Annotated in this window: 15 protein-coding genes; 7 read left to right on the plus strand and 8 right to left on the minus strand. The window is 63.7% G+C overall.

The genetic code is table 11. The features are described from left to right. The coding region (locus I8J29_RS30215) for a hypothetical protein (protein WP_208851027.1) at positions 1 to 299 on the minus strand (299 nt) is incomplete at its 3' end. Positions 300 to 540: 241 nt separating this feature from the next. On the opposite strand from I8J29_RS30215, the gene I8J29_RS30220 reads away from it, so the two are divergent. Continuing rightward, positions 541 to 759 carry a hypothetical protein gene (locus tag I8J29_RS30220; protein WP_090639935.1) on the plus strand — a complete coding sequence of 73 codons (219 nt, stop codon included), beginning with the start codon at positions 541 to 543 and terminating at the stop codon, positions 757 to 759. Between the two features lie 77 nt (positions 760 to 836). Next, positions 837 to 1,178, plus strand: coding sequence for a hypothetical protein (locus I8J29_RS30225; protein ID WP_090639938.1), 342 nt, complete (start codon positions 837 to 839; stop codon positions 1,176 to 1,178). A gap of 586 nt (positions 1,179 to 1,764) precedes the next feature. On the opposite strand, the gene I8J29_RS30230 is transcribed toward I8J29_RS30225, so the two are convergent. After that, entirely contained in the window at positions 1,765 to 2,607 is an 843-nt protein-coding gene (locus I8J29_RS30230) for an SDR family oxidoreductase (protein WP_208851028.1), read from the minus strand. A gap of 139 nt (positions 2,608 to 2,746) precedes the next feature. On the opposite strand from I8J29_RS30230, the gene I8J29_RS30235 reads away from it, so the two are divergent. Beyond that, positions 2,747 to 3,325 (plus strand): TetR/AcrR family transcriptional regulator, encoded by a 579-nt coding sequence (locus tag I8J29_RS30235; protein ID WP_208851029.1) that lies wholly within the window; start codon positions 2,747 to 2,749, stop codon positions 3,323 to 3,325. Between the two features lie 93 nt (positions 3,326 to 3,418). Continuing rightward, positions 3,419 to 4,441: a Delta(5) desaturase DesA gene (desA, locus tag I8J29_RS30240; RefSeq protein ID WP_208851030.1), complete on the plus strand. Its 1,023-nt coding sequence runs from the start codon at positions 3,419 to 3,421 to the stop codon at positions 4,439 to 4,441. Positions 4,442 to 4,508: 67 nt separating this feature from the next. Here desA and I8J29_RS30245 read toward each other — a convergent pair whose 3' ends face one another. Further along, entirely contained in the window at positions 4,509 to 4,778 is a 270-nt protein-coding gene (locus I8J29_RS30245; RefSeq protein ID WP_208851031.1) for a cold-shock protein, read from the minus strand. A 424-nt stretch (positions 4,779 to 5,202) separates the two neighbouring features. Between I8J29_RS30245 and I8J29_RS30250 the strand changes: the two genes are divergently transcribed. Further along, entirely contained in the window at positions 5,203 to 8,448 is a 3,246-nt protein-coding gene (locus I8J29_RS30250; RefSeq protein WP_476703920.1) for a carbohydrate-binding protein, read from the plus strand. A gap of 122 nt (positions 8,449 to 8,570) precedes the next feature. On the opposite strand, the gene I8J29_RS30255 is transcribed toward I8J29_RS30250, so the two are convergent. Next, positions 8,571 to 8,966: a hypothetical protein gene (locus I8J29_RS30255; protein WP_208851033.1), complete on the minus strand. Its 396-nt coding sequence runs from the start codon at positions 8,964 to 8,966 to the stop codon at positions 8,571 to 8,573. Positions 8,967 to 9,155: 189 nt separating this feature from the next. Between I8J29_RS30255 and I8J29_RS30260 the strand changes: the two genes are divergently transcribed. Both I8J29_RS30260 and I8J29_RS30265 read left to right on the plus strand, forming a co-directional pair. Further along, a complete protein-coding gene (locus I8J29_RS30260) occupies positions 9,156 to 9,785 on the plus strand; it encodes a YfbR-like 5'-deoxynucleotidase (RefSeq protein WP_208851034.1) in 630 nt (209 codons plus the stop codon). Positions 9,786 to 10,163: 378 nt separating this feature from the next. After that, the gene (locus tag I8J29_RS30265; protein WP_208851035.1) at positions 10,164 to 11,726 is read left to right on the plus strand and encodes an NAD(P)H-hydrate dehydratase; all 1,563 of its coding nucleotides are present in this window, start codon (positions 10,164 to 10,166) and stop codon (positions 11,724 to 11,726) included. Between the two features lie 254 nt (positions 11,727 to 11,980). Here the strand turns inward: I8J29_RS30265 and I8J29_RS34330 are convergent, their stop codons facing one another. The 4 genes from I8J29_RS34330 to I8J29_RS30285 all read right to left on the minus strand — a co-directional run bounded on the left by I8J29_RS34330 (position 11,981) and on the right by I8J29_RS30285 (position 22,029). After that, on the minus strand, positions 11,981 to 16,150 hold the full coding sequence (locus I8J29_RS34330; protein WP_208851036.1) for a S8 family serine peptidase: 4,170 nt from the start codon (positions 16,148 to 16,150) through the stop codon (positions 11,981 to 11,983). A gap of 45 nt (positions 16,151 to 16,195) precedes the next feature. Beyond that, positions 16,196 to 19,549, minus strand: coding sequence for a S8 family serine peptidase (locus tag I8J29_RS30275; RefSeq protein ID WP_208851037.1), 3,354 nt, complete (start codon positions 19,547 to 19,549; stop codon positions 16,196 to 16,198). Between the two features lie 687 nt (positions 19,550 to 20,236). Further along, a complete protein-coding gene (locus I8J29_RS30280) occupies positions 20,237 to 21,124 on the minus strand; it encodes a carbohydrate ABC transporter permease (protein WP_208851038.1) in 888 nt (295 codons plus the stop codon). A gap of 14 nt (positions 21,125 to 21,138) precedes the next feature. Then, positions 21,139 to 22,029 (minus strand): ABC transporter permease, encoded by an 891-nt coding sequence (locus tag I8J29_RS30285; RefSeq protein ID WP_208851039.1) that lies wholly within the window; start codon positions 22,027 to 22,029, stop codon positions 21,139 to 21,141. Positions 22,030 to 22,070 lie beyond the last annotated feature (41 nt).

Here is a 22,070-nt window from a genome sequence, read left to right on the forward strand (position 1 = left end):
GGCCCGCCGGCTGGCCGGCCGGCCATCGCGCGCGGCCCAGCCTCGGGCTCGGCCGCCATCGCGCTAGGCCCTGCCGCCTGTTCGCCCGGCGCCGCGGCCGCCTGCTCCGCGAACGCGCGCTCCAATTCTGCGAGCCGGCGCCGCAGCTCCGGCTCGGAGAGCAAGCGCTCGTCGTACCGAATGAGTACCCGGCCGGTCACCGCGGAAGCGTCGACGGCGACGATGCCGGGCAGCAGCGCGAGCTCCCGGCGCAAATCGGCTTCCTTCCGCTTGTTCTGCTGCAGTCCCGCGAATTCCAAGCGAATTCGCCCCGGCAAAGACCGGCAAAAGGGTTCGTGAGGCGTGTGACTGATCATGGTGAGCTCCTTTCGGGGTAAAGGCTGCATGGTTTTAGCGTAGTATACGCAGGATGATTCTGCTTATGCAGGGGGCAGTCACCGCCGAAAACGTGCATAAATCGCCGAATGACGAGGGATAATCTGCCTACGCGTTCGCGAATCGCAATTCACGACCGACCCTATATGAAGGAGGAAACAACAGATGATCAAATCGCGCGTAGGCTTGCTGCTCGGCGGGGCTGCCTTGCTGCTGGCGCTGTCGCCGGAAGCCAGAAGGACGGTCCGCCGCTGGGCGGTCAAGGGCACGGAGGGCGTGCTCGACATGACGGATATGGCGAAAAGCGCGGGAGCGGCGGTTCAGCGGAGGTTCTCGGCTTCGGCCGAAACAATCATTCCCAGCGACCGGGGCCCGCAACATTAATCCGAATCGGGGCACAATCTAAGAAGGCCTTTTTTACGACGGCCTGAATCGGATCTCGAGAAACGGAGGCAATTGCAATGATTCAAAGCAGCTCGCTCGTGGCAGGCATTCTTTCGGGTGGCATGACCCAGATTCAAGATACGCGCAGCCTGCAGCATGGCAACATGGGCAAACGGGAATACACGGCCCATACGGTCGAAAACGTCACCGGCGCGGTCGGCGTCATGGCCGGCGTCGAATACGGCGCCGTCGTCGGCAGCGCGCTGCTTCCGGGCGTCGGCACCGTGCTCGGCGCGGTCGTGGGCGGCGTGCTCGGCGACCGTCTCGGACGCGCGGTCGGCGGACAAGCCGGCCATATGATCAGCCGCAACCAGATGGTCAACAAAGTGACCGATCCGATCGCGGAAGCGATTCAGTAACGCCCCGAAATAACCGCTAGCTTCCCGAAACCTCGGGATTCCGGGAGGGACGCGCCGGCCGCGGACCTCCCGGACTTCCGTTTGAACCCTCCTCCTCCCCAATCCCGCGTTAACGCCCCTTCCATCGTTGGCTTCATTTCTTCCGTTATGCCTTGCCGATACCTGGCCGTGCTTTCGATTATCCCGCTTCGCGACGAGTTTGAACGGCATGCAAAAAGCCGCGTCCCGAACATGGGCCGCAGCTTCATCGCGGCGATGCGCGCCTGCGCGATCGCCTATTTGCGTGTCATCAACCGGTAGCATCTGCGCAGCAATCGCCAGGTCACGCTGGTACGGATCGAGATGGTCTGCGGCGTCTCGTTGCGGGTGGTACTGTCCATGCGGTCACCGTCCCTCCGGATTGGAGCCGGCAGCGCCGGCACCGTAATCCCCATTGTCCCCGGGCCGCCCGCAATGCATGCGCGCGAACAAGCTGGCGAATTCCGGGAAACGGACGGGCCGGGCCGGGACACGCCATCGCGTAAACGAACGGCGCCGAGCCGGTGCCGAGCCGCCATCGGCAGGGCCGATCGGACCGCAAGACCGCTTAAGCCCGATCGCGGACATCCGTCGATTGGGCCTGCTCCTTCTGCGCCTCGAGCGACGCGAGCCGTTCGGTCAGCGCCCGGCGGACGGCCCCGTAGGCGTCGCTCCCGAGCACGATCCGCTTCGGCGCCGGATGCCGATCGGCGCTCGCGATGATGACGGCCGCCATTTTCGCGGGATCGCCGAGCGACGGCTGTTGGGCTTCCTCGATGATGCCGCGCGCCTGACTCGCCGGCGAAGCGTCGTACGCGTCCAGCTTCGTTCCCAGCATGGCGCTGCGGTAGCGGAAGTCCGTGCGCGCGCCGCCGGGCTCGACGATGGTCAGGCCGATGCCGAAGGGGGCCACGTCCAGCATCGTCGCTTCGATGAAGCCTTCGATGCCCCATTTGGTCGCGTGATAGAGCGAGCCGCCGGGAAACGCGGCTTGGCCGCCCATCGAGGACAGCTGGATGATCCGGCCGCCGCCCTGCGCCCTCATGAACGGCAGCGCCGCCCGCACCATCTGAATGGAGCCGATCAGGTTCGTGCCGATCTGATGGAGAAGTTGGTCGTCCGTGAATTCTTCGGCCGCGCCGAACAAGCCGTAGCCCGCGTTGTTCACGACGACGTCGATGCGGCCCAAATCCCGGAACGCCTCCGCGACGACGGCGCGAATCGCCGGCGTATCGGTGACGTCCAGCCGGGCGAGCCACAGCCGGTCGCCGTAGCGCTCCTTCAGGCCGCCCATCGCGTCCATGCCGCGGACGGTGCCCGCGACGCGGTCGCCCCGCTCCAGCAGCTGCTCCGTCATATGGCGGCCGAATCCGCTGTTCGCGCCCGTTATCAGCCAGGTCCGTATCGTCATGAAGATGACCTTCTTCCTTTTATTATTAATATCTAACCGGTTAGTTAGTAATAATATACGTTTTTCTCTCCGTTCCGTCAAGTGATATAATGTGCCATAACGGAACCGATCGAAGACACTATAGCGAGGACTGATGACGATGCGAAACGCCGAGGCGTCGAAAGAACGCATCTTGGAGGCGGCCATGGCGGAATTCTCCGCGCACGGCATCGCGGGCGCGCGGGTCGACCGCATCGCCAAGGCGGCCGGCTGCAACAAGAACCTGATCTACATCTATTTCGACAACAAAGAGACGCTCTTCGCCACCCTGCTTCAGAAGCATCTGCTGCGCGTGTACGAGGACATCGCCTTCACGCCCGACGACCTTCCGGGCTACGCGGCGCGCGTGTTCGATTTCGGGATGTCACGTCCCGATCTGATGCGCTTGCTCGCCTGGTACAACCTGGAACAGCAGCACGCCGTTCCCCCCGAACGCGGCGCGGCGCACGGCGCGAAGGTCGAGGAGCTGGCGGAGGCGCAGCGGGCAGGCCGCGTCGGCGGCGCGTTCCCGCCGCATTTTCTGATGACCGCCGTCATGACGCTGGCCACGGCCTACACGGCGGCGAATCCGTTCGGCGCCCCGCTCGACGCGGACAGCACGAAGGATCTCGTGGCCTTGCGCGGGGCCGTCTCGGCGGCGGTCGGGCTGCTCGCGCAGCAGGACGGCGCGGCCCGCTGACGGTACCCCTCCATTTCCCTTCCTGCCCTTTCGTCCGCCCGAGGCATCGGTATGATACAATGAGGCTGTTCGCTAAAGCAGAGGAGTTCTTGAATGACCATATCGGGAAGTTTCAAATATTTGCGGAAATTGCTCGCCCCTTACGAACGCTCGAGCTTGCCGCGGAGCGTCTGGCAGCTGTTCAACACCTTCGCTCCGCTGATCTTGCTCTGGTACGGGGCGTATCGAAGTCTTTCCGTCTCCTACTTGCTTACGCTCGCGATCGCCTTGGTCGCCGCCGGACTCATGGTCCGGGTTTTCATCATTTTCCATGACTGCTGCCACGGCTCGTTTTTCACGAACCGAACGGCAAACGAAATCATCGGTACGTTGGCGGGCATGTTGACCTTCAGTCCGTTTCGTCGGTGGCGGTCCAGCCACGCCGTCCATCATGCGACCAACGGCAATTTGGACCGGCGGGGAACGGGCGATATCTGGACGCTGACGGTCGACGAATATGTGGCCCTGCCCTTGCTCAAGCGAATCGGCTACCGCGTTTACCGGAATCCGCTGATCCTATTCGGCTTAGGTCCGATTTACGTTTTCCTGATCGACTATCGGTTTAATCGCAAAAAAGCGAAAACCGCCGAGCGCCTGAATACGCATATCACGAATCTGGGCATCGCCGCTCTCGCCGCGCTGCTGTGCGAGGCGGTCGGCTGGCAGGCATTCGTGCTCATTCAAGCGCCGATCTTCCTTGTCTCGGGGGTGGCCGGCTTCTGGCTCTTCTACGTCCAGCATCAGTTCGAACATAGTTATTTCGAGAAGGACGAGAACTGGAGCTACGTCGATGCCGCCCTGCACGGAAGCTCGTTTTATAAATTACCCAAGATTTTACAATGGTTTTCGGGAAACATCGGGTATCACCATATTCATCACCTGAGCCCGCGGGTGCCAAATTATTATTTGGAACGCACGCATGACGATAACGCGACGCTGCAAAGCGCCCGGCCCGTTACGCTGTGGTCCAGCCTGAAATCCTTGCGGTTCCGGATCTGGGATGAACATCGCAAGCAATTAATGGGTTTCGGGTATGTCAAACAATATAAGGCGGAGCACATGCGCGGGAGCGCTTGACGCCTGCCGAACACGCAAAAAAGACAGCTGCGCGCAGCTGTCTTTTTTACGTTGGGCGCGTACTCGCCTATGTCCGGTCATCGAGCGGTCCATCCGGCTCAGGATCCTTCGTCTTCGAACTTTTTTCGGCGGCTTTCCGATCGAGCCCCGAATCGTACAAAATCGGCAATTCCTTCTCGGACGCCTCCATCGGGGACCCGCACTGCGCGCAGACGGGCGAATCCTCGAACGAATAACGCTGACGCATCCAGCCGTTGCAGTCATCCTTCGTGCACGACCAGATGGCGGTCATTTCGGTCGGATACTCCACCGGGATTCTTTTGCGGGAATTATACACGGGCGTTAGCCTCCTTATCGCTCTTCAAAAAAGCCGCCTATCGAAACAAAGCAGCCCTGCTGCCCTTTCAAGTACGCGGCATTCCGATTCTTATACGAGACTTATATTATACCACAACAGGCCCGATTTAGCGATGCCTGTTTCGGATCGGCCGCCGGACGAACCTCCGCGAAAGCCGACCGCCGGCTATTAGCGGGCCGCGAGCGGACCATGCAGGAGATGAGGGTTGAAAGCCCGGAATCCTGCGCCATGCAAACGCAAGCCCCATTAAATGATATATCATTTTAACAAACATTAATATATTGACATCCCATTGACGAGCGAATTATAGTGTTGTTGAAAGCGCTTCATACCCAAATTCACCCGGTCCATCCACAGCGCGGAAGCAGCCAAACAATTCTTTTGCAATGGAGGTTACATGACGGTGCGAAACAAATCGACATCCTTACGGTTCCTGGCGCTCGCCGCCGCCTGCTCGCTGGTGCTCGCTCCCCTCGCGGCCATGGGCCCCGCTCCCAAGGCGAACGCCTACGCGTCTTCGGACGCCGACACGGCCATCAAGGCGTTCAACGCGGCTTTTTGGGACGGCGGCGCGAAGTATTTCCGGACGAACTCCAAGCAAGCCGACAACTATCAAGGCTTCTGGGTGGAAGCGGAGCTGTGGGAGACGGTCATGGACGCGTACCTGCACACCGCCGACCCGGCGCTGAAGGCCCAGCTCCGGACCCAGATCGACGACGTCTTCGACGGCACGGTCGCCAAGTACGGCGCCGACTGGACGAACAACCACTTCAACGACGACATCATGTGGTGGGCGATGGCCAGCGCGCGGGCGTACGCGATCACCCAAGAGCCGCGCTACCTGGAGAAAGCCAAGTACTATTTCGACTTCGTCTACGACACGCAGTGGGACGACGCGTTCGCGGGCGGCGGCATCTGGTGGATGAACAGCGAGCACGACAGCAAGAACGCGTGCATCAACTTCCCCGCGGCCGAAGCGGCCGTATTCCTGTACGACGTCACGAAGGACGACCGCTACCTGCAAGCCGCGACCCGGATCTATACGTGGGGCAAAACGATGCTGACGGACGGCAACGGCCAGGTGTACGACCGCCTCGAGGTCGCAAACGGCACCGCCGGCGGCGCGACGCACTACAATCAAGGCACGTTCATCGGCGCGGCCTCCGGCCTGTACCGGCTGACCGGGGACCCGACGTATCTGGACGATGCCGTGAAGGCCGCGGCTTACACCAAGCGCAACCTCATCGACGAGAACGGACTGCTGCGCTTCGAAGGCCCGAACGGCGATTTGAAGGGCGGCAAAACGATCCTGATCCGCAACCTGGCTTATCTGCTCGAGGCGCTGAAACCGCAAACCGACGGCTCCTACGTTCAGACGCGCGGCGAGCTGGCCGATTGGCTGGCCTTCAACGCGGAGACGGCCTGGAGCAACCGCAATCCGGACGGCGTCGTCGACGGCAACTGGGCGGGCCAGCTGCTCGCCGGCACGTACGAATCGTGGTCGGCCTCCGGCGCCGTCGAGGCGCTGTCCGTGCTGGAGCCGCGAACGGCGCAGGTGCGCTACGCGGACAAGAACCCGTTCAACCGCATGGAAGCGGAGAAATACAACATCGGCAGCGGCTTCGTGATGGAGGACAGCACGGACGGGACCATCCAGCTCGGCGGCATTCAGCCGGGCATGTACGCGGCGTACCGGAACGTCGATTTCGGCGCCGGCGGGGCCAAGGGCTTCATCGCCCGGGCGGCGAGCGCCACCGGCGGCGGCAACATCGAGATCCGGCTGGACGCGCCGGACGGCCCCAAGGTCGGCACCTTGAACGTGCAGGGCACCGGCGGCTGGAACAATTTCTCGGACGCCGTCGGGCTGCTGACGGACGATCAGGGACAGCCGAGCGTCGTGACCGGCAAGCATGACGTTTATCTGCTCTTTACGAAGACGAACGACCAATATCTGTTCAACCTGAACTGGTTCAAGTTCACGACTACCGATCCGACGCGCACGGACGCCTACGCCCGGCTGAAGGCCGGCAACTACGACGATGCCGCGGGGCTGGGCAAGAACGCCGAGTTCGGCTTCCTCGACGGCATTACGAACGGCGCGCATGCCGTGTACCGCGGCATCGACTTCGGCGCCGGCGCCGCCGGCGCGACGTTCCACGTTGCGAGCGGCAGCCAGGGCGGCACGATCGAGGTGCGGCTCGACGGCCTGGACGGCCCGGTCGCCGGCACGGTCGACATCCCGGCGCTGGGCACGTGGGACAAGTGGGTCGACATCATGGGCAATCTCGACGACACGCGGGCCAAGGGCATTCACGACGTCTACCTCGTATTCCGCGGCGCGAACGGCAGCGACTACCCGCTCAACCTCGACTGGTTCACCTTCTCGACGGTGAAGGGGCAGGCGCGGGACGCGTACGGCAAGCTGGAGGCGGAGAACTATACGACCGCCGTAGCCGTCGGCCGGGAGAACGGCGGCGGACAAACGTACCTCGCCGGCGTCTACGGGCCGAACGGGCCGTACGCCATGTACAATTACGTCGATTTCGGCAGCGCGAGCCCGACGGCGTTCACCGTCAACGCCGCGAGCGACACGGGCGGCGGCACGATCGAGGTGCGCCTCGACAGCCTGAGCGGCCCGCTGATCGCAACCGGTACCGTGACGGGAACGGGCGGCTGGCAGACGTTCAAGCGGTTCACGGCGAACGTGACGACGCCGGTCACCGGCAAGCATATCGTGTTCCTGCTGTTCAAAGGCGGGGACTATCTGTACAACCTCGACAAATTCACGTTCGGCGATCCGGCCGTATTCGACGCGCCGACGCCGCCGACGCCGCCGGCGGAGGACCACGTCGCGCCGGGCGAAGCGACGCACGTGCAGGTCGTGCGCGGCGACAACCAATTGAAGCTGTATTGGGACGGCCCGTACGATACCGACGCCGAGAAGGTGCAGCTTGCCTTGTTGAAGGGCAGCCAGCAAGTCGGCGGCATGGTCGAGGCGAAGCGCGGCGTCCAGAGCGCCGTCCTTCCGGGCATCGAGAACGGCGGCACGTATACGGTATCGATCAAATCGGTCGATAAGGCGGGGAACGTCTCGCACGGCGTGCTGCTTCCGGTCGATCCGGCCTTCGCGCTCGAAGCGAACGGAACGGCGCTGCCGGAGGGCGGCGCGGCTCCGGACGACCGGCCGCTGACGTTCCGGCTGCAGGCCGGCTTGACGGCCGTGCGGTCCGCTTCGATCACGGTCGACGGCCGCACGTACGCGGTCGACGCTGCGCATCCGGCCGCCGAGCTGGACTTCGCCGGGCTGACCGGCGCTAAGACGGCGACGATCGTCTTCACGGATTATGCCGGCGTTTCGATCCGGCAGACGTTCGGCTTCCAGGTCGTAACGAGCGTCGACGCCATGAAACGGCTCGTCGCCCGCTTCCAAGCCTCCGGCGACCTGCGCGGCCCGCTCGTCCCGCAGCTCGGCAACGCGCTCGACCAGGCGCAGCACCAGCTGGACGGCGGCAAGCCGAAGCAAGCGGTCAAGCATCTGCAGGATTTCCTGAAGCATCTGAACAACCCGGCCATGGGCAAGAACGTCTCCGAAGGCGCCAAAGCGGCGCTGGGCGCGGACGCGCAATTGCTGATCGAGCAGTGGACGTAGGCGAGAGCCGCAAGCGCTGAGACGCGCAAAACAGGGATCCCCCCGCGGGGAGATCCCTTTTTTTGTTTTTCGCATGAACGTTTCGCGCCGTTAAGCAAGGCCGAACGCGCCGCCCCCGCGTCTCATATCCGCTTCGTCAAATAGATGGGCTCCCGCTTCTGCTTGAGCTGCCTCTCCCGGTCTTCGGCGATTTGGACCCGCAGGTTCTTCAAGCAGCCGCCGCACAGCTTGCCCTCCCGGATCGGCGCCCCGCAAAGGTCGCAGGCGTCGGCCAGGTTCGGATAGGCGTACAGCTTCAGCCGGCCCCGGCGAATCAGCGTCCGGATGCGCGCCGCCGGAACCGCGGCAAGCTCGGCCGCCTGCTCGTTCGTCAAGCGGCGGTCCCGTCTCAGCGCGCGCTCGATCGCGTCCACCTGCCCGTCCTCCGCCGCCGCGCAGCCCGCGCACAAGCCCCGCAGGTTCTTCCGGTACACGTCGCCGCAGCCGGGACAATGGGCTACGGGAAGTTCTAAAGTCACAGGACCACCTCGCCGTAATCATAGTTCCATAGCCCTAATCATAGCATGAGGCGGACAAGGAAGCACGTAAAAGATATCCATTTTCCCCATCGGCGGTTCCTCCGCGCGGCGTTAACGATCCATTAACAGTTCGCCTGTATACTGAGCCTATGCCGCACGCCGACTTCAACACGGAAAGGACTGCGAACGATGGGCATTCATGCGTACTTTCAATCGTTAACCGATCTGGAGCGGATCATCCGCTGCCCCGGCAAGTTCAAGTTTCAAGAACACAGCGTCTCCGCCCATTCCTGGAAAGTCGTCCAATACGCCAAAACGCTGGCGGACATCGAGGAAAGCAACGGCGTCGCCGTGGACTGGAAGAAGCTCTATGAGATCACGAGCAGCCACGATTACGGCGAGATCTTCATCGGCGACATCAAGACGCCCGTGAAGCATTATTCGCTGGAGCTGCGCGCGATGCTGCAGCAGGTCGAGGAAGGCATGGTCGCGCACTTCATCGACGAGCACATCCCCGAGGCATTCAAGCCGATCTTCCGTCGGCAGCTGCGCGAAGGGAAGGACGACTCGGTCGAAGGACAGATCCTCGAGGTCGCGGACAAACTCGACCAAATCTACGAAGCCTTCGCGGAACTGCAGCGAGGCAACCTCGAGAAAGAATTCATCGTCATGTACCGGCACGCGCTGATCAAAATCAAATCGATCCGCCTGCACTGCGTCGATTATTTCCTCCGCCATATCCTCCCCGATCTCGTCCGCGAGGGCGCCAAGTCTCCGATCGACATCGAGCAGATTACCCGGGAGGCGCTGGCGTCGTAAGACGGCCCGCTTCCTCGCCGGTCCGGCGTTTCAACGCTCCCCCTCCTCCGCCTCGTTCCGCACCGGTTCCGCCGCTCCGCTTTCCGCTTTCCGCTTCGCTACGCCATGAAGCCAGCCTCCGAGACGGCTGGCTTTTTCGATGCGCGCTTTCTCGGCCGCCCCGGTTGCGCGGCTTTCGCGTCCCATTGTTCCCGGCCGGGTAAAAGAGTAAGATCGAAACAACGAATACGAGAACTATGAAGCGTACAATGAGATTGATACGCGCTGCTAGAAGAAGATGCGCAAGAAGAAGACGTGCAAGAAGATGAATAGGCGCAAGCGGAAAACAAGCCGCAAGCAAATGAAAACGCGGCAATCGAAACGACAGGAGGACCTGCCATGTACCTGGTCACGTCCGATGAAATGCGCCGGCTGGACCGGCAAACGATCGACGAGTTCGGCATTCCGGCCCTCGCGCTCATGGAGAACGCGGGCCGGGCCATCGCCGAAGAGGCGGTGCGGCTGCTCGCCGGGGCGGGCAAGCCCCGGGGCGCATGGGCGATTCTCGTCGGCAAGGGCAACAACGGCGGCGACGGCCTCGTCTGCGCGCGGCATCTGCGGGAGCTCGGCCACGACGCCGTGCTCGTCTACGCCGTGCCGCCGGAGCAACTGGCCGGCGAAGCGGCCGCGCAGCGCGACATCGCCGAGCGGCTCGGCATCCCCGCGCGCGCCTTCGCGGACGCCGGCGCCGCCGCCTGGGACGGCTGCGACGGCCTCGTCGACGCGCTGCTCGGCACCGGCACGGCCGGCGCGCCGCGGGAGCCGTACGCCGCGCTGATCCGCGCGGCGAACGCGAGCGGGCTGCCGATCGTGGCCGCCGACATCCCGAGCGGCCTCAACGCCGACACCGGCGAGACGGCCGAGCCGTGCATCCGCGCGGCCGTCACCGTCGCGCTCGCGCTGGCGAAGCGCGGGCTGCTGCAGCATCCCGGCGCGGAGGCGGCCGGCCGCGTCGTCGTGCGGCCCATCGGCATCCCGGAGGCGCTGGCCGCGGCGATGGACGTGCGCGCGTTCGCGCTCGGCGAGCGAACGTTCCGCGAGAAGCTCGGCCTCGCGTGGCCGCTGCGCCGCCAAGCCGACGCGCACAAGGGCACGTACGGCCACGCGCTGGTCGCCGCGGGCTCGCGCGCGATGAGCGGCGCGGGGCTGCTCGCCGCGAAGGCGGCGCTGCGCGCCGGGAGCGGGCTCGTCAGCTGGGCGTTGCCGGAGGCGCTCGCCCTGCCCATGGCCGGGCGGCTGCCGGAAGCGATGCTGCACGGCGTGCCCGACGACGGGCGCGGCGATTGGCGCGCCGCGCCGCCCGAGGCGCTTGCCGCGCTGGCCGCCGGCAAGCAAGCGCTCGTCATCGGCCCGGGGCTCGGCCGATGGGAGGGCGACGGCGCCTGGCTGCGCGCCGTCTGGGAAGCGGCGGACGGCGTCCCGCTGGTCGCGGACGCCGACGCCTTGAACATGCTGGCCGCCGCCGGCGAACAAGGCGGCGGCGGCGAGCTCTTCGCCGCATGGCCGCGCCGCAAGGCGCCGGTCGTGCTGACGCCGCATCCCGGCGAGATGGCGCGGCTCTGCGGCCTGTCCGTCCGCGAGGTGCAGCGCGACCGGATCGGCCTCGCGCAGCGCTTCGCCGAGCGGCACGGCGTCACGCTCGCGCTCAAGGGCGCCCGCACCGTCGTCGCGACGCCGGACGGGACGGCGTACGTGAACGCGACCGGCAATCCCGGCATGGCGACGGGCGGCTCGGGCGACGTGCTGGCGGGCATCATCGGCGGCCTGCTCGCGCAGGGGCTGACCGCGGAGCAAGCGGCCGCGGCCGGCGTGTACCTGCACGGCGAAGCCGGCGACCGGGCGGCCGCCGCCCGCGCGACGGAGGCCGGCCTGATCGCCGGCGACATCATCGAGGCGCTGTAAGCCGCCCCGACGCGCGGACTTGGCCCGGCTCTCGCCCCCTTCGGCCTCCGGCCGCCGCTTCGCTTCCCCCGCCGCCCCGACGCCTCCCCCGGCCTTTCCGCCGCTCCAACCGCGGCGGCGGCTCCGAACGCTCTCGGCAGCCAGCTCGCTCACGGCCCGAGCCCGTCCCGGGCACCAACCCCCTGCCCCAACAACACAGAAAAGGCTGCCGAGCCAAGCTCGGCAGCCTTTTCTTCGCTTAACCATTCATGCCATTAACGAATGCGCCCGGAGGCTTGCAGCAGGTCGTGCAGCACCTTCGCCGCGGCTTCGCGCGTCGTCGCGTCGGCCGGACGGAAGTAGGTGCCGCCTTTCTCTTCGACGCCCTGCATCAGGCCGGCGTCCGTGACGAGGCGAATGCTGTCCTTCGCGTAGCCGCCGAACTGCGCGGCATCGGCGTAAGCATGCGAACCGGCCGTGCCCGATGGCTGCAGGCCGATGAGCTTGACCGCTCGCGCCAGCATGACCGTCAAGTCTTGGCGCGTGATCGTCGCGTTCGGCTTGAACTGGCCGTCCGCTCCGGTGACGAGCCCGGCCGCGTACGCCGTCGCCACGTCGGACGCGAACCAGTCGCCGCTCTTCACGTCGCCGAACGGCGCCGCCGTACCCTGCGCTTGCAAGCCGAGCGCCCGGACGAGCATGGACGCGAACTGCGCGCGGGTGACGTTCGATTTCGGCGAGAACGTCGTCGCGGTCGTGCCGTTCAGCAGGAATTTGTCCGCGAGCGATTGAATCTGCTCCTTCGCCCAGGACTTGTCGAGATCGGCAAACGCGACATGCCGCGTCGCCGCCGCATACGCCGAGAAGCCCGGACGCCGGATCGTCGCGATCGTATCGCCGCCCGCAGTCTTGGTCATCGCGGCCGGAACCGGATAGACCTTGCCGCCCTCGAGATAGAGCGCGCCGGCCGTGCCCGCGTCGCCGGCGACGAGGAACGCGCGGACCGCGGCTTCGTCCGCGTTCAGCTTCAGCGGCGAAGCCGTGCCGCCGCTGACCGAGGCGGCTTCGAAGACGTAAGGCGTCCCCACAATCGTCGCGTCCGCCGCTTGCTTCGCGAACTCGGCTTTGCTGCCTTCGTCCTGCTTGATCGTCATCACGATGTCCGCGCCTTCCGCTGCGCGAGCCAAGGCCGACAGCGGCAGGGAGACGGAAGCGTCGTTCCAGGCGAAGACGAGCGTGCCGGTCAGACCCGCGTCCTTCAGCAGCTTCGCCTGCGCGGCGGTCAGCGTCAGCGTCGCGGAGGACGCCTCCTTGGATGCCGCGCCGACGGTCAGCGCGACCGGCGGCTTGGCGTCCTTCAGCGCCGCTTGCAGATCGGCGTCGTTGACGGTGACGGACAATTGCGCGCCTTCCAGGCTCGATTGCGCCGCGACGTCAACGGCGGTCTGGCCCTTCCCGATGACGGATGCGGCCACGTCCTTATTGTACGCCGCGTCGTTAGGCTGAATCGGGAAGCTCGGATACGAGCCCGGATCCGTCGGCGGCGTCGGCGGCGGGGTCGTCCCTCCGTCGCTCACATAGAACGTTTTGAACGCCGCGGATTGGCCGACGAGATTGTAGTTCGCGTCGTAGACCGAACCGACCAGGACGATTTTGTACCGCCCTTCCGGCAGCTGCTCGTTGTACTTGTTGCCGTCGTTCAACCAGATGCCGACGTTGTACGAACCGTCGAATTCCGGGATGACGAAGTCGGACGGGAGCGGCTTCAGGACGTCCTTGTCCTCATCTAGATCGTAGTATTCGGCCAGGATGCCGAGCGGCTGGTCGTTCAGATCGTAGATCGCCGCGTACAGGTGGTTGATCTCGCCGAGCGGGAGCGACGCCGCGATGTCGATCGGCTCGTCCTTCGTTACGGTCGTGCTGCTGAGCGTCACGTTCTGAATCGGGAAGTCGTTGTCCTCCGACCCTTTGCCGACGTGAATCGCGAACGGCAGATGAAGGGACGGAAGGCCGGCGCTCTTCAGCAGCACTTCGCCCTCGTACACGCCGACCTCCGCCTGCGGACTGACGGTCGCCGTCAAGCCGAGGTCGATTTCGCCGCCCTTGGCCACCGTGACTTGATCGCCCGCGAGGCCGGTCAGCTTCGCCGCGATCTTGCCGGTATCCGGCGTCGGAATCGGGTCGTGCGGGTCGGACGTGACCGACGGATGCAGGACGACCTCGGCGCTGTACGTCACGGACGCCTCCGACAGGTTCTTGACGCGGATCGGCTTCGCCGCTTCTTCGCCCGGCTGCATCAGGCCGAAGCTGACGCTGCTCGCCTCGCTCGGAATGACCGTCGGGCTCATCTTGTCGTCATAGATCGTGATCTCGTCCAGCGATTCGATGATCGCGCGCGTATCGATCGCATTCATGACGTCGACCCGGCCCGCGCCTTGCGAATAGACGTCGTACGGCGTGCCGTCCTGATCGACGATCTCCTCGGCCGTATTCGCCAGCGCCGCGCGGATGTCGGTCGGCGTCCATGCCGGATGCGCCTGCTTGAGCAGCAGGGCGAGACCGGCCACGTGCGGCGTCGCCATGCTCGTCCCGCTCAGCTTGGCGTACGCTTGGTCGTAGCTGGCGTCCGGATTCGCTTTGCCGTAGGCCGGCACGGACGAGAAGATCTGCACGCCCGGCGCGCTGAGGTCCGGCTTGATGCCGTAATTGCCGTCCGAGTTCGGGCCTCTCGAGCTGAAGTCCGCCATGAAGTCGCCCGCCGCGGGCGTCTTCTCGAAATCGTTCTTCATCGTGAACAGCAGCGTCTCGTTCGGATGCGCCTTCAGCTCGCGGGCCAACATGCGCCCCGTATCGCCCGCCATGTCGAACGTCGGGATGTAATCGTAGCTGTCCCCGAGGAAGCCCACCGGACCGATCGGTCCGTTGCGGTCCTTAATATCCTCCGAGAGATCGGGTTCGTTGATGTTCGGATCGATCGCGTTGCCGTTGAAGATGACCGCGGCCTTCGCGCCGTGCTTGGCGGCGATCTTCACCTTCTCGTCGAAGGTGAGATTGCCCCGGGAGATGAAGACGATTTTGTCGGCCAGGTAATCCTTGGCGAGGCCCTGGTATTCGTCGTTCGACCCGAGCCCGACGTACACGCCCTTGATCGGGGCGTCGCCGAACATCTCGTTGAAGTTCTCCTTGTCCGTCGTCCAGCTCATCAAGTCCATGTGCGCTTCGTTCGCCGTGGTGCCGACCTCGCTGCGCACCCGGCCCGCGACGCGGATGCTCTCGCTCGTGACCGCGCCGACGGAGATGGCCAGCTGCGCCGATGCCGGCGAGCCCATGGAATAATAGTATTGATTGCCCGCGCCGGCATTGCCGTTCGCGACGACGGCGACGACGCCCGCCAGGACGGCGTTGTTCACCGCGATGGCGTCGGGCGAGTTCGGATCCTTCTCCAGGTCGCTGCCGAGAGACAGGTTGATGACGTCCATCTTGTCTTCAACGGCATGCTCGATGCCGTCGATGACCTGCGCGGACGTGCCGCCCTCCGGCCCGAGTACCTTGTACGCGTACAGCTTGGCGTCGTAGGCGACGCCCTTCTGCACGTGGCCGGCTGCCTGGTTCGACGCCGTCCCGGCGATGGTGCCGGAGACGTGCGTGCCGTGGTAGGAGCCTTCGTAATCGCCGTCCGGCAAATCCTCGTACGGGTCGTCGTCCTGATTGATGGCATCGTAGCCGCCCTCGACGTAATTGCCGGCGAGATCGGGATGCAGGTAGTCGATGCCGGTATCGATGACGCCGACCTTCAGTCCTTTGCCCGTGTATCCGCGCTCCCAGGCTTGCAGGACGCCGATCTGTTCGAGCGGCACCGTATCGATCGCGGACGTTCCGGCAGCCGCCGCTTGATAGCTGTCGGCCACGTCGGCCGGGTAATAGCGGATGTTCTTATGAACGGCCTTCACGCCCGGCAGCTTGGCCAGCTGCGGAATCGCGTCCGCGCGGATCGTGATCTCCATCCCGTTCAAGACGGTATCGAAGCGGCGGTCGACCTTGAACGTTACGCTGCTTGCCCGCGCGCGCTGAACGAAGGCGTCCTGCTCGGACCGCACCTTTGCCTCGGTGGATTCCGCGGCCAAGGCATTGAAGCCGAGCTTGGCCGCATAGCGGCCGACGGCCGCCGGCTGCCCGCTCAATTGCACGATGACGTTGATTTCGTCCGCGGACATCGTATTAATGTCTTCGGCCACGTACGCCTCGCCCGGCGCCGTCGCGTTCGCCCCGGCTTCCGGTCCGGCCACCTGCAGCAGGCGGGTGACCGCCTGCAGGCCTTCCTCGGTGATGAAGCTCTTATCTCCCGGCACGGCATGCGCCGCGGGCAGGCCCGTCGAGAGGACGCTGCCGGCCAACACCGAGACCGCCGCGAGCGAAAGCGATTTTTTGAGAAGTGATCGATTCACGTTCAGGTACCCCATTTCGGATCGGAATAATAGCTGTCTCTCGGGCTAGCTCAGGTTCAGGACGTCCAGGCCGTCGATCGTGACGATGCCGCCGCTCGACTTCGGATTGGATTCGCCCGCATGCTCGATCTTGATCTTATGCGTGCCGCTAGCCAGCTCGCCCGACGTGAAGACCGGCACCTGGTACCGCGTCGTCTCGCTGTACAGATCGACCGGCGTCGGCGTGACGGACCGGCCGTCGATGTAGATCTTCACCTTGCCGCGGTTGCTGCCCGTCGTGGCCCAGAGCGTCACCTTCGTTCCCGTGAACGGGAATTCGACCGCGCTGCCCGGCGTCGTCGTGTAGCTCTCGGAGCCGTCCGGGTATTTCTTGCCGTATTTGAACGCCCACGGACCGGTATAGTTCGCGGCCTTCGACGTCGGCGAGATCAAGCTGGAGAACGCGACGGCGTCGAGGTTGATGGCCAGGACCGCGTTCGCGCCCTTCGCGGCGCGGATCTCGACGTCGTGATGTCCGTTCGGGATGACCATCTTGAACAGCGACTGCTGCGTTTGCCGCGTCTTGCTGCTGAGGTCGGCGTAGCCCGCCGGGAATCCGTCGATCCGGATCTCGGCGACGCCCAGGTTCTCGTCCTTCGTGCCGATCCATTCGAACAGATTGCCGCGGAAGCCGAATTTGACGGCCCCCTCGCCGGTCAATTGCTTCATGGTGCCGCCCGAGTAGGAAGCGTTCGTCACCGTCGTCCAGTCGCCTTCGTACGTCAGCGACGCGTCGTCGTCCTCGAATTTGCCCGACGTATTGCCGTAGTCGACGTTCAGCGTGTACGCGCCGGCGCCGGCAACGGCATAGACGTTGATGTAGTACGTGCCTTTCCCGGCCGCGCGGTACTTGATCGTCTCGGCGGACGTCCCCGGCGTCTCGGAGAACGCCACGGCGCCTTCCCGGCTTGCCACCGTCGTGGCGGAGGAATCATACAGAATGAGATCGAAATCCGTGCCCTTCGCGCCGGTCAGCGAGAAAGTCGCTTCTTCGCCGGCGTTCAGCTCGACGGCGTAGACATGGTTCGGATCGGCCGCCTGATCCAGCCTCCCGGTCACGGATGGGTCGATCAGCGTCATGCCCGGAATATCCTTGTTCCACAACGCGCGGTACGCGCTGATCAGCCTACCGCTCGCCGTGCTCATCTTGAGGCTGTCCAGCGGCTTGCCGCTCGTCACGACGCGCTGCTTGACGTCCGAGGCGCTCAGCTCCGGATATTCGCTCTGCACCAGCGCGGCCACGCCCGCCGCGTATGCGGCCGCGAACAGCGTCCCTTGCGAGTAGGAATACTTGCCGTTGCTGTTCTTGATGTTGATCTTCGTCATGTCCGCTTTGTTGCTGATGACCGTATCGTAGAAGAGCGCGAAATCCATCAGCCTATACGTTTGGCCGTCATAGATAGTGCCCGGCACGCCCCAGCCCTTGAAGATGTACCCGCCTTCCTTCACGATCGTCAGGCCGAGCACGTCCCGCACGAAAGGAGAGGTCGGGCTTTGGTCGATGGCGTCCTGCCCCGTCAGCATCAAGTGCCCGCCGCCGTTCAGGTAGGCCGTCAGGTTGGCTTGGTCCGCGTCGGTAACGAGCTTGTCGCCGTCCTGAGTCGCTGCCGTACCGGTGAACCACACGATGATGTCATAATTCTTCATCTGCTCGAGCGGCGGTCCGTCGAACGTCTCGTCTTGGGTCGTGACCTTGTCGTACGCGTAGCCGGCTTGCTGGAGCAGGCCTTCGTAGACCGCCATTTGATCGCTCTCGTACATCGGGCCGACGCCGCCGCCCTGGTTGCGCTGGCTGTCGTTCACGAGCAGGATGCTCGGCGCTTCGCCGCCTTCCGGCTTGAGGAAGTTCATGGCGCGGTCGAACATGTCCTGCCGCTGGCCGGCGTACTGCGGGTCGTCGATCGGGATTTCCTCGAAGCCGATGCCGTTGTAGTAGGCTTTGTACGTGCCGTTGTCGATTTGGGCCGCGTAGCCGGCATCGATGTCGGGCACGGTCGAAATGATCAGCTCGGACGGCGCGGCGACGTCCACGGACTGCTGGCCGATCGCGTTGTCGAGCGCCAGGTTGCCGAGAATGTCGACGCCGGTCACCGACAGCACGTTCGGGCTCGGGTAGGCGGCCGGGTACACCGGGTCCACGTCGAGGTTCAAGGTTTGGCCGAACATGCCCGAGCTCTCGCCCGCCGGCGCGACGAAGAGCATGCCGGAGGCGTTAATCGCATCCTCGATCAGCTTGCTGCGGTAGGTGTACACGATGCCGAGCGTGGCGATCTTCGCGCCGTGCGCTTCGGCGTATTCGATCGCGTCCACGACGTCGGTGAAGTACCCGCCGTCCGGCGATACGACCTTGAGCGGCATGACGCTCGCGTTCGGCGCGACGCCGGCGATGCCTTCGCCGTTGTTCATCGCCGCGGCGATCTGGCCGGCGACCGTCGTGCCGTACAGGTCGCTCAAGCCGTCGCTCGTATCGAACACCGTGTTGTCGTCGTGCAGGAAGTCCCAGCCGTTCACGTCGTCGACGAGCCCGTCGCCGTCGTCGTCCACGCCGTTATCCGGAATTTCGTTCGCGTTGGTCCACATTTGGCCGACCAGGTCGGGCACGTCGGTCTTGGCGCCGTTGCCGATGACGGCGACGGTGACGTCCTTGCTGCCCTGCGTAATCGCCCAGGCTTCGGGGAGATCCATGTCGACGTCGGGCGTGCCGCCCGGAACCGAGCCGTCGTTCAGGTCTTGTCCGGTGTTGTTCAGTCCCCACTGCTCATGGAACAGCGGATCGTTCGGCAGGACCGGGGATCCGTCCGCCTTCGCGGCGGACACCGGCGCGCTCGCCCCGGAAGTCGGATTGGCGTCCTCGGCCGGGCGGAACGTCTGCGGGTTCAAGGCGGAGGAGACCTTGTAGTCAGGCTCCGCGTAGAGCACGTTCGGGTTCTTCAGCAGCTCTTCGATGACGCTATGTACGTCGGCGCCCTCCGCCAGCTTCAGCAGCTCCGCGTTCGGAACCGGCAGCGGGCTGGCGCCTGTAATTTGCGTGGACAACGATTCCGCCTGGACGGAAGCGTCCGATGACCGGTACTTCACGATGACCCGGCCGGGGGCGTACTCGGGTACGGCAGGCAGCGTGCTCGCGAACGCGGGCTGCCCGGCGGACGGTTGGCCGGCCGCGGCGCCCGCGTTCGGGCTTGCGGGGCTTGCGGGACTTGCGGGACTTGCGGGGTCAAGCGCGGGTGCTTCTTCGTTCATTTGGCTTTTTCGCAGCGGATCGCGGTGCTGGGATTGCATGGCCAAAGCCGGCGTTACGACTCCGAACGCCAGCATCGCCGAGAAGAGCGCAGCCGCCATTTTCTTGCTTTTTCTGGTCAAGCCCTGTCACTTCCTTCGCCTGATAATGAATAATGACTACTTAACGACCTTGAAAGCGCTTTTAAGAAAGATTACTTACTTACCAGTTAGTAAGTACACTCGCGAAATAACCATTCGCGCGCGCTGCCCGCATCGCCGGCCGGAAGCTCGCCGCGGACCTTCGCGTCATCACCACCTCTTCTCCGGTTGTTCGGGCCCTCGGCTTGCCGGTAAACGTCCGGCTAGGCCGGAGACCGACTCCTGATGATGAAAAACTGGAAATCATGTCACTAAATCTGACAAAATCTATCCAATTTATGAGAAGATTATATATTCGCGGATTTAAGAGAGTCAATATATTTATTTTTTTAACGTTTCATGAAAATATCGCCTTAATTTTCGCCATCTATGTTATTTAAATTGACATAATTCGCTGTAATTCGTCATAAAGACCGAAAATCACCGCGTATCCCGCATTCGGCTACCGCGCTCTGGTTCCGAAGACGGACGCGTTCTCATTCACGGAATAGGCTGCCGGACGCTTCCCTCTGCTTTCGGGAGACTCCCGGACCGCGCAGGAACGGAGGGCTCCCGGCGATTTCGCGCCCAGCGCGAAAAGCCGACCCTGCGGTCGGCTTTCGGCTTTTTGGCTTATGGGTATACGGACGGATCAAGCATCAACGCGATACTCGGCGCGTCTCCGCGCCCTTATTCCTTCACGGCGCCCAGCATAATACCGGAGATGAAGTATTTCTGCAGGAACGGGTAGACGACCAGCATCGGCACCATGGCGATGAATACCTTGGCCGAGTTCAGCGTCCGGTTCGACAGCTCCGACAGTTTCTTGTACTGCTCGGGCGTCAGGTTGGTGCCGACCGGGATGTTGACGACCAGCTGCTGGATATAGGTTTGAAGCGGATATTTATCGGCGGTGTTCATCAGCACCAGGCCGTTGAAAAACTCGTTCCAATGGTACACGCTCAGGAATAGCGCCACGGCCGCCAGCACGGGGATGGAACACGGGATATACACCCGGAACAGGATCGACCACGGACCGGCACCGTCGACGACGGCCGCTTCGTTCAGCTCCTTCGGCAGATTGCGGAAGAAGTTCATGATCAGGATGACGTCGAACACCGGCACGCCTCCGCCGAGCACGAGCGCCCAGATCGAATTGATCAGGTGATAGTTCTGAATCGTGAGGTACCACGGGATCAAGCCGCCGCTGAACAGCATGCAGAACACCAGCACCCACATGAACGTGTTGCGCATCTTGAAATCCTTCGCCGGCCGGGCCAGCGGATACGCCATCAGGACCGTCAACAAGAGCGAGAACCCCGTGCCGAGCACGGTCCGCTGGATGGAGATCCAGAACGCGTTGAAGAAGTGGCCGTCGTTGATGATCTCCTTGTACGGCGTCAGCGAGAAGCCGATCGGATAGATCGTGACGAGCCCCGCGTTAGCGGCGGACTTGTCGGAGATCGATACGCAGAACGTGTACCACAGCGGATACAAGCAGCTCACGAGCAGCAGGCCGAGGATGAGGACGTTGGCGATTTCAAACGTCCTGGAGCCTAACGTTTTATTTCTGACCAAAGTAGCGCCCTCCCTCAGAATACCGTGTAGTCGGCATAGCGATACGCCAGACGATACGAGATGAAGATCAGCACGAAGCTAATGACGGATTTGAACAGGCCGGCCGCCGTCGCCAGCGAGAACTGCAGGTTTTGCAAGCCCAGCCGGTAAACCCAAGTATCCAAAATATCGCCGGTCGAATACACGAGCGGGTTGTACAGGTTGTACACCTGATCGAAGCCGGCGTTCAGCACGTTGCCGAGGCTTAGGACCCCGAGCAGCACGACCGTGGTCGACAGCGCGGGCAGCGTGACGTGCCGGATCATATGCCAGCGATTCGCGCCGTCGATGGCCGCCGCCTCGTAGAGATTGAGATTGACGCCCGTCAGGGCCGCGAGATAGATAATGGCGTTAAAGCCGAATTCCTTCCACACGTCGGTGCCGATGAGGAGCTGACGGAAGATCCCCGCATCCGCCATGAAGAGCTTCGGATCCCCGCCGAACATCCCGATGATCGTATTGATAACGCCGTAGTAGCCGAAGATCCCGATGACGATCGTGGCCATGATGACCCACGACAGGAAGTGCGGCAGGTACACGACGGTCTGCACCAGCTTCTTGTACCGCATGCCGCGCAGCTCGTTCAACAGGATGGCGAACACGAGCGGAACGAGCAAATTGAACACGATCTTGCCGATCGCGATGATGAACGTATTGATGATGACCGTCTTGCTGTCGTTCAGCTGAAACATGTAGGTGAAGTTATCCAGCCCGACCCACTCGGACTTGAACAAGCCCGCGCCCGGATTGAAATTCTGAAACGCCATGATAATGCCGAACATCGGCACGATATTGAACAACGCGAGCCAGACCATACCCGGCAGCAGCATGACATAATAGTGCTTCTGATGGCCCAATTTCCGCATTACGGCCTAACCTCCGTTCTCCTGCCCGAATCGCGAAGCCC

Origin of the sequence: Paenibacillus artemisiicola, assembly GCF_017652985.1 — a bacterium.
Taxonomy (GTDB): Bacteria; Bacillota; Bacilli; order Paenibacillales; family Paenibacillaceae; genus Paenibacillus_Z; species Paenibacillus_Z artemisiicola.